Annotated in this window: 15 protein-coding genes; 7 read left to right on the forward strand and 8 right to left on the reverse strand. The window is 39.2% G+C overall.

The genetic code is table 11. From position 1 onward, the window contains the following. Positions 1-15: 15 nt before the first annotated feature. From ACKWBX_RS17630 to ACKWBX_RS17650, 5 genes are read right to left on the reverse strand one after another with little or no spacing between them, the layout of a single operon-like run. A complete protein-coding gene (locus ACKWBX_RS17630; protein WP_413970039.1) occupies positions 16-1,479 on the reverse strand; it encodes a UDP-N-acetylmuramoyl-L-alanyl-D-glutamate--2,6-diaminopimelate ligase in 1,464 nt (487 codons plus the stop codon). Continuing rightward, a complete protein-coding gene (locus tag ACKWBX_RS17635; RefSeq protein WP_413970040.1) occupies positions 1,476-3,482 on the reverse strand; it encodes a penicillin-binding protein in 2,007 nt (668 codons plus the stop codon). The genes ACKWBX_RS17630 and ACKWBX_RS17635 overlap by 4 nt, the downstream gene beginning before the upstream one ends. A gap of 4 nt (positions 3,483-3,486) precedes the next feature. Next, on the reverse strand, positions 3,487-3,813 hold the full coding sequence (locus tag ACKWBX_RS17640; protein WP_413970041.1) for an FtsL-like putative cell division protein: 327 nt from the start codon (positions 3,811-3,813) through the stop codon (positions 3,487-3,489). 12 nt (positions 3,814-3,825) lie between these two features. Beyond that, on the reverse strand, positions 3,826-4,737 hold the full coding sequence (gene rsmH / locus ACKWBX_RS17645) for a 16S rRNA (cytosine(1402)-N(4))-methyltransferase RsmH (protein ID WP_413970042.1): 912 nt from the start codon (positions 4,735-4,737) through the stop codon (positions 3,826-3,828). After that, positions 4,709-5,179 (reverse strand): division/cell wall cluster transcriptional repressor MraZ, encoded by a 471-nt coding sequence (locus tag ACKWBX_RS17650; RefSeq protein ID WP_413970043.1) that lies wholly within the window; start codon positions 5,177-5,179, stop codon positions 4,709-4,711. The genes rsmH and ACKWBX_RS17650 overlap by 29 nt, the downstream gene beginning before the upstream one ends. 243 nt (positions 5,180-5,422) lie before the next feature. Between ACKWBX_RS17650 and ACKWBX_RS17655 the strand changes: the two genes are divergently transcribed. Continuing rightward, on the forward strand, positions 5,423-6,187 hold the full coding sequence (locus tag ACKWBX_RS17655; RefSeq protein WP_413970044.1) for an alpha/beta fold hydrolase: 765 nt from the start codon (positions 5,423-5,425) through the stop codon (positions 6,185-6,187). A gap of 12 nt (positions 6,188-6,199) precedes the next feature. Further along, the gene (yihA, locus tag ACKWBX_RS17660; protein ID WP_413970045.1) at positions 6,200-6,817 is read left to right on the forward strand and encodes a ribosome biogenesis GTP-binding protein YihA/YsxC; all 618 of its coding nucleotides are present in this window, start codon (positions 6,200-6,202) and stop codon (positions 6,815-6,817) included. 6 nt (positions 6,818-6,823) lie between these two features. On the opposite strand, the gene ACKWBX_RS17665 is transcribed toward yihA, so the two are convergent. Beyond that, complete coding sequence (locus ACKWBX_RS17665) at positions 6,824-7,210, reverse strand: GTPase (protein WP_413970046.1); 387 nt, start codon at positions 7,208-7,210, stop codon at positions 6,824-6,826. A gap of 88 nt (positions 7,211-7,298) precedes the next feature. Between ACKWBX_RS17665 and bla the strand changes: the two genes are divergently transcribed. From bla to ACKWBX_RS17680, 3 genes are read left to right on the forward strand one after another with little or no spacing between them, the layout of a single operon-like run. Further along, on the forward strand, positions 7,299-7,988 hold the full coding sequence (gene bla / locus ACKWBX_RS17670; protein WP_413970047.1) for a subclass B1 metallo-beta-lactamase: 690 nt from the start codon (positions 7,299-7,301) through the stop codon (positions 7,986-7,988). Continuing rightward, complete coding sequence (locus ACKWBX_RS17675) at positions 7,978-8,442, forward strand: GNAT family N-acetyltransferase (RefSeq protein ID WP_413970048.1); 465 nt, start codon at positions 7,978-7,980, stop codon at positions 8,440-8,442. The genes bla and ACKWBX_RS17675 overlap by 11 nt, the downstream gene beginning before the upstream one ends. 9 nt (positions 8,443-8,451) lie before the next feature. Beyond that, complete coding sequence (locus tag ACKWBX_RS17680; protein WP_413970049.1) at positions 8,452-9,222, forward strand: hypothetical protein; 771 nt, start codon at positions 8,452-8,454, stop codon at positions 9,220-9,222. 3 nt (positions 9,223-9,225) lie between these two features. Here the strand turns inward: ACKWBX_RS17680 and gldC are convergent, their stop codons facing one another. Together gldC and gldB are read right to left on the reverse strand one after the other, a co-directional pair. Then, positions 9,226-9,561: a gliding motility protein GldC gene (gldC, locus tag ACKWBX_RS17685; RefSeq protein WP_413970050.1), complete on the reverse strand. Its 336-nt coding sequence runs from the start codon at positions 9,559-9,561 to the stop codon at positions 9,226-9,228. Then, entirely contained in the window at positions 9,562-10,518 is a 957-nt protein-coding gene (gldB, locus tag ACKWBX_RS17690) for a gliding motility lipoprotein GldB (RefSeq protein ID WP_413970051.1), read from the reverse strand. Positions 10,519-10,607: 89 nt separating this feature from the next. Here gldB and nadE point away from each other — a divergent pair, with 89 nt between their 5' ends. Both nadE and ACKWBX_RS17700 read left to right on the forward strand, forming a co-directional pair. Further along, positions 10,608-11,396 (forward strand): NAD(+) synthase, encoded by a 789-nt coding sequence (gene nadE, locus ACKWBX_RS17695; RefSeq protein ID WP_413970052.1) that lies wholly within the window; start codon positions 10,608-10,610, stop codon positions 11,394-11,396. A 170-nt stretch (positions 11,397-11,566) separates the two neighbouring features. After that, positions 11,567-12,196, forward strand: coding sequence for a response regulator (locus ACKWBX_RS17700; RefSeq protein ID WP_413970053.1), 630 nt, complete (start codon positions 11,567-11,569; stop codon positions 12,194-12,196). The last annotated feature ends 1 nt before the right edge of the window (position 12,197 follow it).

Here is a 12,197-nt window from a genome sequence, read left to right on the forward strand (position 1 = left end):
ATGTTTTTCTAAACCTTATTTATCAAGCTTAATCAATACTTCTTTTACAATTTTAAAATCATCAAAATCTACACGCTCGCCATTTGTTTCCTGATAGGTTTCATGGCCCTTTCCTGCAACAAGGATGATATCATTGGCAACGGCCAGTTGACAAGCTGTTTTTATAGCTTGCTCCCTATTTTCAATCGAAAGGATTTTTTGGGCATTCTGCGGTTCTACCCCCGCCTCCATTTCTTTGATGATTACAGTGGGTGACTCGGTTCGTGGATTATCCGAAGTGAAAATGATTTTATTGCTCATTTCCGAAGCGATATTGCCCATTACCGGACGCTTTGATCTGTCTCTGTCGCCACCACACCCCACAACGGTGATGACGTTTTCATTTCCAGTTCTCAATGTATTGATTGTATCAAGCACATTTTTTAAAGCATCCGGCGTATGGGCATAATCAACTATTGCCGTAATTTTCTTTTTCGATATGTAATATTGAAACCTTCCGTCTACGTTTTCCAGTTCGCTTAACAACCGAAGGGTTTCCAATTTCTCCAATCCCAATAAATCGGCCGTGGCATATATGGCCAGAATATTATAGGCATTAAAATCACCTATTAATTTGGTCCACAGCTCGTTATCATCGATTTTTAATAATTGGCCATCAAACTGATTTTCTAATATTTGCGCCCTATAGTCAGCATAATTCCTTAGCGCGTACGTGTATTTTTTGGCATCGGTATTTTGCAGCATCACCAAACCGTTCTTGTCATCAACATTGGTGAGGGCAAATGCTTTTTTTGGCAACTTGTCAAAAAGTATTTTTTTAGTATCCCGGTATTCGGCAAAGGTTTTATGATAATCCAAATGGTCATGGGAGAGGTTCGTAAAAATTGCTCCCTCAAAAACCAATCCTTCGGTCCTTTTTTGATGGATTCCATGGGAACTCACTTCCATAAAACAAAATTCGACACCTTCATCATTCATCAATTTCAGATGTTTGTTGATGGTCAAAGCATCCGGAGTAGTATGGGTTGCCTTATATTCCGTATCATCTACCATTATTTTGATGGTCGACAATAATCCTACTTTGTACCCCGCTTTTTTGAACAATTGATAAAGCAAACTGGTCACCGTAGTTTTGCCATTGGTACCTGTAACTCCGACCAGTTTTAGGTTTTTGGAAGGATTATCATAATAATTAGAGGCCATGATGGCCAATGCCTTATTACCGTTATCGACTTCCACATAAGTTACATTGTCTGCCATGGTGGCCGGAAGCTCTTCACAAATAATTGCCCTGGCATCCGCTTTTACAACTGCATCAATATACTTATGACCATCTGTCAATGTGCCTTTGATGGCAACGAAGACATCATCTTTTTGAACTTTCCTGGAATCAAAGCATACGGATGCAATACCACAGTTGGTAGTACCGCTTACGGCCTTTAGGCTTACTCCATATAATATGTCCTTTAACAACTTCATGAAAGTTCCAATACGATTTTTTTGACCTTCTTAATATCTGTTCCTTGGGAGATAGACTGTTTTTTTACGGTTCCATTCCCTTTGACCTCTACATTCAAGCCCAGATTCTCCAAGATAGAAACGGCATCCATGCCGCTCATTCCCTTAACATTGGGCACTTCATTAAATTGTTTTTGCGCATTTTCAAAATAGCTCTCAAAAGCAGCTTCCAGACCGGCAACCATGGTTTCCTTCACATCTACCTCATCCGTTAAGGGTGAGGTTGCATATACTTTTTGTGCAACCGATTTAAAAACGGGACCGGAAACATCGGCTCCATAATAGCCTACACTTTTATCCGGTTCATGAATTACCACAATGCAAGAGTACTTCGGGTTATCCGCCGGAAAGTATCCTGCAAATGAAGAAATGTATTTTAATTTATCGGGGTCTTTAGCTACATAGTTCTTTTGACAGGTACCTGTTTTTCCTGCCATTGAAAAATTGGATGAATACAGTCCGTGACCTGTACCATGCTCTTTCTCCACTACGTTTTTAAGCAATTGCTGTACTTTTCTAGCCGTTTCTTTGGAACAGATGGAAGGATTCAGGACTTCTTTATCAAACTTCTTAATAGTCTTGTTCCATTCTTTTACTTCTTTAATCAATCTTGGTTTGATCAACTCCCCATCATTTGCGATGGCATTGTAAAAAGCCAAAATTTGTAATGGAGTCATGGCCACTTCGTAACCATAGGCCATTTGCGCCAAAGAAAGACCTGACCAGCCTTTATCGCCGGGGTAGCGAACAACAGGCACACCCTCGCCTTTTACAGGTAGGCCCAATTCTTTGTGAATACCCATGCTCATTAGCCTGTTCACATATTTCTCCGGGTCTTCTTTATAATTTTCATGGATAGTCTTCGCAAAAGCAACATTGGAAGAAACCTCAAATGCCTTTGAGATGGATATCTCACCATGACCACCATGCTTCGTATCCTTAACCCTATGCCTATATATTTTCCAAGCTCCTTTCTCGGTGTCCACCACCGTACTTGTATCCACCACTTTATCTTCCAAAGCAGCTACTAGGTTTATTAATTTAAAGGTGGAGCCTGGCTCATGGGATTCCCCAATCGCATAGTTTAATCGCTCATAATATTTTCCTTTTGGGGTTCTGCCCAAATTGGAAATCGCTTTTACCTCTCCGGTCTTTGTTTCCATCACAATGACAGTTCCGTGATCGGCCTTGTAGTATTCCAACTGCTTTAAAAGTGCATGGTGGGCAATATCCTGTATATTGATATCAATCGTGGAATACACGTCATAACCATCTTTTGGTTCGATGATATTATCGTTTCCGATGGGTTTCCACTGTCCTTTTGCAATTTTCTGCTTCAACCTTTTTCCTTCGGACCCTCTTAAATAATCACCAAAAGCACCCTCCATACCCACTCTTGTACGGTAACCGTTTTCATCAACACGCTCATAACCCACGCTGCGTTCCGCAATTTTTCCTAACGGATGCTCCCTCTTTGTCTTTTGTTCAATAATAAGTCCGCCCTTAAAAGGACCTTTATTGAATAATGGAAATTCCTTTACGGCCATATATTCGGAGTAATCCAGATTTCGGGCCACTAACGCATACCGATTTTTATTCTCTTTTGCTTTTCTTAAAATCTGCTGATAGTGCGATGAGGTCTTACCAAATTGTTTGGCCAAAGCATCCGACAAGGGTTTTACAAATTCCTTAAAATCGGCATCGCTTACCGTAACCGCATCAAATCGTACGGTATATTTTGAAACCGAAGTGGCCAACAGACTACCATCGTCCGAATACAGGTTACCCCTATTCGGTTCAATGGTAAACATTTTAGTGGTTCTGGTTTCCGCCAAAGCCATGTATTTCTTACCGTCCACTACTTGAATGGATACCAACTTAAAAAGCACGGCACCCGCAAATAGTACAAGTACGCCGGCAACAACGTACAATCGGGTCAATATGCTTTTATCCGTAGCGGGCATGTTCTTACTTATCTTCTTTTAAGGATTTTACTTTGATTTTCTTTGGCGGCGTTTCGGATGGGTATAGCCCTTTTTCCATCACCGTACTCGTAATGGTAGACTCTAACTTCAACTGCTGCACATCTGAACGCACATCCACAAATTCGCTTCGCAGTTCCCTTACTTCTTCATTTAACGCCGCAATCTTATGTACTTTTTTGTCCGCACTGTGGGAGCTGCTGATCATTACCGTTGCCAGAAAAGAAGCGAAAATGATGAAGAGCCAATTCTTGGGCGCGTCACCACTCACCAAAAACTTACCTTTTAAAATGTTCAATACTCCTTTTTTCATAAAACCAATACTTTATATTCTTTCCGCTATCCGAAGTTTTGCGCTTCTGGCGCGGTTATTTTCCCTTATCTCTTCTTTAGATGGTACAATCAACGGACCTACTTTTTTCATAGGAACATCTATATTTCCGTAAAAATCCTTTTCAGGCTCCCCCTCAAATTGCCCGGCTCTTACAAAGCGCTTTACCAGCCTGTCTTCAAGCGAGTGGTAACTTATGGCACTTAACCTTCCTCCTTTTTCCAACAGCCCCGGAACTTGTTCTAAAAATTCCTTTATCACTTCAATCTCCTGATTCACCTCTATGCGTATGGCCTGATAAATCTGGGCCAATATTTTATGCTTTTTGTGCTCCGGAAGAAACTTGGCCAACACCTCCTTTAAACCTTCGGTGGTTTTTATCTTATTTTCCTCCCTACCGTTGACAACCGTTTTTGCCATAGCATTTGCATTCCTCAAGTCGCCATAGTCAAAAAGCACTCTTCGCAAATCGTCAAAAGAATAATTATTGACCACCTCATATGCGGACAGTGTATTCTTATTGCTCATACGCATGTCCAAATCCGCATCAAAACGGGTAGAAAATCCTCTTTCCGCTTTATCGAACTGATGCGAGGAAACCCCAAAATCCGCTAAGATTCCATCTATTTTCCGAATGCCATAGAACTTCAAAAACTGAGTGATGTATCTAAAATTCTCACCAATCAATGTAAATCTTTCATCTTCCAGACTATTGACCTGTGCCTCTTCATCCTGATCGAAAGCAAATAATCTACCTTGGCTGCCCAATCGTCTCAATATTTCCTTTGAATGCCCACCTCCACCGAACGTGACATCAACATAAACTCCACTTTTTTTGACGTCCAACCCATCTACCGACTCCTTTAGAAGTACTGGATTATGATACATCGGGAACGTCTTCTGCATCACCCATTACATCTTCTGCCAAAGCCTCAAAATCATCATTGGAAATCGTAATAGCCTCCTCATAACTCTCCTTGTCCCATATCTCGATAATGTTCACCGCAGGGCTCAACGTTATTTCCTTTTTGATTCCCGCTACGGCAACAAGGTTCTTGGGAATAAGCAATCTACCTGCATTATCAATTTCAATTTCCTTCACACCGGACATAAATATTCGGATGAAATCATTGTTCTTTTTCACAAACCGATTTAGCTTATTGATCTTCCCCATCATGATATTCCACTCGGACATGGGCCAAAGCTCCAAACAGGCCCCACTTACGGATCTTTTAATAACAAAGCCATCTTTCAATACGGGCAATAGCTTATTTTTTAGCGCAACAGGTAGCATTACCCTACCTTTGGCATCAGCCTTACAATCGTATTGTGCATTGAAATTAATCACCTAAATCGTTGATATTTATACTTAAAACTCAAAACTACAAATTTTATTACCACATTTTACCACAAATTACCACTTTGTTAATAATTTTCTATATTCCAGATTAAAAAATAGATTTATAGCGTAAAATTCCCCACCTCGAGAATACATTCATACCAAAGTGCTATACGGTTAAACATCTACTAAATCAATGGATTTCAAATGATTTGAATTGTCTATATTTGCCGAATAATCAGACCGATCTGAATGAAAGACGAAATTATCAAGGACGGAAAATTCAGGTATATTGAAAAGGGCGAAGGAACCCCACTCATTATTCTGCATGGACTGATGGGCGGATTGAGTAATTTCCACGGTGTTACCGATTATTTCCCCACAAAAGGCTATAAAATACTAATACCGGAGCTGCCTATCTATGATATGCCCATGCTCAAGACCAACGTCAAGAATTTTGCCAAATACCTTGAAAAATTTATTGAATACAAGGAGCTTAAAGATGTTATTCTTCTAGGAAATTCCCTTGGTGGCCATATTGGCCTGTTACACACCAAACTTTTTCCTGAAATGGTAAAGGCGCTGGTCATTACAGGAAGTTCAGGTCTATATGAAAGCGCCATGGGGGATGGTTATCCTAAAAGAGGCGATTATGAATTTATAAAGAAAAAGGCGCAGGACGTTTTTTATGACCCGGCCGTTGCCACCAAAGAAATTGTAGATGAAGTTTTTGCTACGGTAAACGACCGTATGAAACTGGTAAAGACTTTGGCTATCGCCAAAAGCGCCATTAGGCACAATATGGCGAAGGACCTTCCTAAAATGAAAACGCCAACTTGTATTATCTGGGGAGAGAACGATACGGTTACGCCCCCAAAAGTTGCAAAAGAGTTCCATGAACTCTTACCGGATTCCGAACTGTATTGGATAAAGGAGTGCGGACATGCCCCGATGATGGAACACCCTTCAGAATTTAATGAAATTCTAGAGGCTTGGTTGAAAAAGCGTAATTTCTAAACAGTTATTTTAATGAAAATAAAGTCGGCCGACTTTGTGATGAGCAATTCAGATGTTGCCAAATGTCCCAATGAGCTTATACCGGAATATGCTTTTATTGGCCGATCCAACGTTGGGAAATCATCCCTCATAAACATGCTTACAGAGCGTAAAAGCCTGGCCAAGACTTCCGGGAGACCCGGAAAAACCCAACTTATAAATCATTTTAAAATAAATGAAAATTGGTTTTTGGTAGATTTACCGGGATATGGTTACGCGAGGGTTTCCAAAAAGGACAAAAGTATCTTTCAAAAGTACATCACTAATTACTTTTTACAGCGTGAGCAACTGGTCTGCTCTTTTGTCTTAATCGATATTCGGCATAATCCCCAAAAGATAGATTTGGAATTTATGGAATGGTTGGGGGGGAATGGAATTCCTTTTGGAATCATTTTCACAAAAGCCGACAAACTGAAACCAAAAGCAAGTGAAAAACAAGTGAACGCCTATATTGAAACTTTGTTGCAAGGCGTTTGGGAAGAAGCTCCACCTTATTTTATTACCTCCTCCAGCCATAGAACAGGTCGTGAAGAACTTTTGCAATATATTGATGGTATCAATGATTCCTTTTTTAAAGCGGCAAAAAAATAAGTCTCCCTATTCTAACAGCTCCCTTAACTTTTTAATCAGTTCTTCTGGAGTTTCCACTTGGTTTAAAGTTGTTGTGCTTACCAAAACTTCCAGATTATCGCCTGTACTCGCCAAGATTATAGGAAAACTGAATTTATAGCTAAACTTTGATCTATATGATTTGATAAACTCATCCTTATGCAGAAAATCCAGTTCATACCCTTTTAAAATAAGTTCTTTTCTAAACTTTTTCCAAATACTTTTTTCGGTAAAAGCACCATAAGTGATGTCACACAAGCTACAAGCATATGTTTTTGGGCTTACAATTTTATGGGCACCATCAATCAGAAGATTCCCTAAGCCAGAATCGGCATTATAAACGAAAATTAGTTTTTGGATTTTTAAATTTTTCATCATAATTCAATAAAACGATACCTTTATGCTTATCATGAAAATCGGCCCAATCAGCATATTGTTTTTAATATGGTTCTTTACAGAAACTATGTCTGTAAAGGCACAACTAACTTACGATTCCAAAACGCTTCAAATAAAACAAATTTCTAAAAATAGTTTTATTCATATCTCTTATTTAAAAACTGATGATTTTGGAAAAGTAGCGGCCAACGGATTGGTTTATTTTAATAAGAACGAAGCTATTGTTTTTGACACGACCAATGATGAAGAATCCTCAAAAGAGCTGATACATTGGATCAAGAAAACCAAATCCGCAAAAATCAAGGCGGTCGTCATCAATCATTTTCATGTAGATGCTTTGGGCGGAATACAGGCTTTTCACGAAGAAAACATTCCTTCTATTGCCCATGAAAAAACCATAACACTAATAAAAAATGACACGCTACTCCCGCAAATAGGTTTTACCGATATAATGGCTGTACCCGTAGGTGACGCTATCATAACCAATCGTTTTTTTGGTGAAGCCCATACCAGTGATAATATTATTAGTCACATTCCCAAAGAAAAACTAATTTATGGAGGGTGTATGGTAAAAACCATCGGAGCCGGAAATGGAAATCTGGAGGATGCCAATCTCGGCGAATGGAGCAATACCATAAAAGCCATCAAAACTGCTTATCCCGATACCAAAATTGTAATCCCAGGCCATGGAAAGCATGGCGGAATGGATTTATTGGATTATACCGAAAACTTATTTCTTCCCAAAAATGAAGATTAGGAAGGCTAAAACAGCGGATGCTGCCAAACTTACCCAACTCACCATTAAATCTAAAGGGTATTGGGGCTATAGTCCCCAACAGCTTGAAGAATGGCGTGAGGAATTAACAATCACCCCTCATTATATCAGCACTAATCAAGTGTTTGTAGTTTTAGAAAAAGATGCTCCAATAGGTTTTTACGCTTTTGCACCGATTAACAGGAACCTAGTAAAGCTTAACTTTCTATTTGTTGACCCCATCTTTATCGGAAAAGGATATGGTCGATTTTTAATGGTCGATTTTTTAAATCGTATCAAAGGAAAAGCGACAAAGGTTACACTGGATGCCGACCCAAACGCTGAAATCTTTTATAAAAAGTTGGGTTTTAAAGTAGCGGGGCAATTACAAAGTACTATTAAAAACAGATTTTTACCCATTATGGAATTAGATTTAACTACCTTTATATCAGTTTAATAACATTTTATGGGGCGTGTTCATTTATTTGAATTTGAAGACCAAAAATGGTTTCCTGATTTTCTAAGAAACTATGGTACGGATTTTTTGCAATTTCTGTCCAACAAGGTCAAAATATATAAACCTGCAGTTCCCATTCTTCAAAAAGGTCTAGAAAAAAGCAACACCAACACGATTATAGATTTGGGTTCGGGTGGCGGTGGCGGTTGGTTATGGCTAAACGAAGAGTTGAAGAAAACCAATCCTGATATTAAGATTGTATTGACAGATTACTACCCGAACATTCCTGCATTTAAAACAACTGCTGCTTTAGCAGACAATTTTGAGTATATTTCTGATGCTGTAGATGCCAGAGATGTTCCAGAAAATCTAAAAGGGTTACGGACACAATTTCTTTCCCTACATCATTTTAGGCCAAAGGATGCACTTTTGATTCTTCAAAATGCGGTTGATTCAGAAAGTTCTATCGGGATTTTTGAAGCCCAGGAAAGAAGTATTCCGAGTGTTTTAGCCATGATTTTTTCTCCATTGAGCGTTCTTTTCACTACCCCGTTCATTAAACCTTTTAAGTGGGGTCGCTTACTCTTTACCTATATAATTCCTATCGTACCGCTCTTTGTTCTTTGGGATGGCATTGTATCTTGTTTTAGGACCTATTCCATAAAAGAAATGAACGGTCTTATTGATCAACTGCAACGCAAAGAAAATTTTGAATGGGAAGTGGGCAGAATAAAATCCGGTCCGGGCGTGGTACTTTACTTATTGGCTGCCAAGAAGTAACGTTTAGCCATTTAATTCAAGCTTCTCGGCAAAATAGTCACAAAAATCTTTCATGGTGGCGGTCATTTTTTCGTCCTGAGTGGCTTTCATAAATGTTTCCGATAATGATACCAAGGTTTGATGAAAGAAGATTTTCATCTCATCTACGGGCATATCTTTCGTCCATAAATCAATTTTCAAGGATTCTTGATTCTTACTGTCCCAAACCGATAGCAACATAGCTTTTGCCGCTTCATTCTCTATACCTCCGTCTTGGGCGGACCATGTTAGTTTTTCGGGAACACGATTTTCATCAAGACCTACTTTCAATGTAATTTCCGATGTGTGTAAATCTGCCATTTAGCTTCTTGGTTTGTAATTTGACTTTTTAAAGATTTCATCCGCCGGCATCTTTAGCATTTGTTTTAGGGGTACATCATTTTTATCCATGAACGCCCTTACAATTTGCCAACCTATGTAACGTCCCAATCTGCCAGGAGATTCATTGTCCAGTTCCAGCCCAAATTTGGAAAAGGGTGACGGTTCCAAAAAACGTTGGTTTAAGGCATTGTCCGTACTGTACAAGTGTTCTTGTTCTATAAAATTTCGCCATATGGGCTCTTCATTGGCCACGGCCCAATCCATCTCTTTGTTAGAATACCCAATTTTAATACTATCTCCCGCATAGGGCATTAACTTGTCCTTCAAGTATAGTTCTTTACCAAAATAGAGCATTCGCGCTAAGAAAGTCCTTTCATTAGGGCGGGGAACAACTCTTTTTGCAAAGGCACTTGCCACATCGCTCACCAAATAACTACGGTCCAAACTTTTTGCAATGTACCGTTGAAAGCCTCCATAGTACTTATGTTGCGGTCCAAGATAATTATCCAGACCGATAAGCAATAAAGTATCTGCCAAAATAATACGGTTATTGTAGTCAACATCATTCGTAACGGTTATAATTTTGGGAGTAGCGATTTCGGGAAAATAATACTTCGCATATTTAAAGAACAGCTTTAAATCCTCGGCCTCACCTTCAAAACTATTAAAAATCTTCCCGACTTCCTGAAACAATTCTATCTGAAGAGAGTCCTGCATCTTTTGTATCCAGACACTATCCGGTGCCGGAAATAAATAGGGATAAGTTTTTCGTAATTGTGGTAGATTTTCAGGAGTTGCTTTTGCAAAATCCCTATCAAATCTTGATATCTTGAGTTCCAAAGGTATTTTTTCTACTTCGGCAGCTACTTTATCGGTTTGATTACAGGCAAAAAAAACCAGTAAAATTGACAATACGATAAAAATGGATTTTCTCATACCAAGTATTTCCAATTACATTTTCTTTTTAGGTAGGGACAAGTTATTTTTAAGGCAAAGTTAATCGATTTAAAAATATTAATAGTGGTATGCAAACGGATAAAGTAATAGACCATATTGTAAATTGGCTGAAGGATTATGCTACCCATGCAAAACAAAACGGTTTTGTAATCGGCGTTTCAGGTGGTATTGATTCTGCGGTCACCTCTACGCTTTGTGCAAAAACAGGATTGGATCTACTTTGCTTGGAAATGCCCATTCACCAAGCGACCAATCAGGTAAACAGGGCATCCAGGCATATAGATTGGTTACAATCCAATTTTCCAAACGTTAAAAGACAACAGGTAAACCTTACTCCAGTATTCGATAGCCTGGTTGCAGCATTCCCAAACGTAGCGAATGAGGAAGAACGTTTTATGTCCTTGGCCAATACCCGGGCTCGCCTGAGAATGACCAGCCTGTATTATTTTGCGGCACTTAAGCGCTACCTAGTTGCAGGTACCGGTAATAAAGTTGAGGATTTTGGTGTAGGTTTTTATACCAAGTACGGGGACGGTGGTGTAGACCTAAGCCCTATAGCCGACCTTCTGAAAACAGAAGTATATGCCATAGGAAAGGCTTTGGGCGTGAATGATGAAATTTTAAGGGCAGCCCCAACAGATGGACTTTGGGGAGATGATCGTACCGATGAAGATCAAATAGGAGCATCTTATCCCGAACTGGAATGGGCCATGAAAATGCAGGACGAAGGTAAAACGATTAATGACTTTGAAGGTAGGGAACAAGAGGTGTTCTCGATATTCAAGCGCTTTAATACGATGAATCAACACAAAATGCTCCCTATACCCGTCTGCGAGATTCCAGAAATGTTAAAATAAACCACTCAACTAACAATCAAGTAGATAAATCGAATATTTCGTGTTAAATTCACGCTTATTTAAGAAAATAACACACCTTTGACTTCTAAATTAGATTATTTAAACTTACTTTGCATGTAAGTCTTTATTGACAAATTGACTTACTAATTGAATCTAGAAAAACGAACATAATGATTAAAGTCTTAATTGCGGACCACCACCCTATTATAAGAATGGGCGTTAGAAAAGTTTTAGAATCTGCGTCCGGTTTTGAATTAGTGGAAGACGTTGCCACAACCGAAGCACTTTTTGAAAAACTTGAAAAAGTTACTCCTGATGTAGTTATGCTGGAGATGGACATTCCTGAAATGAACGGTATAGCGGCACTGCGAAAAATCAAAAAAGAATATCCCGACGTAAAAGTCTTGATGTATAGCGGACAATCCGAAGATGTATATGCATTGAGTGCCATTAGGGCAGGTGCATTTGGATATCTTTCCAAATCCTCCGATATTGATTACATCATTACCGCTGTACAAAAAGTTAGCGAAGGCAGTATGTTCATTACCAATGAACTGGCACAACGCCTAGCTTTTGATGAAGGTACCAAAAAGCCGAGAAGATTTTTCAGAAAGTTGTCTACCAGAGAGGTAGAAGTGCTCAAACTTTTGGCCAGTGGCAAAAGGAACAAAGAAGTGGCACAAGGGTTAAACCTTAACGAAAAAACAGTTAGTACCTATAAGGCACGTTTAATGAAGAAATTGAATGTGGACAATATGGTAGATTTACTGCAGCAGGCCAAAGCTTTAGAACTTTATTAAG

Source organism: Maribacter algae (genome assembly GCF_047345745.1).
Classification (GTDB): Bacteria; Bacteroidota; Bacteroidia; order Flavobacteriales; family Flavobacteriaceae; genus Maribacter.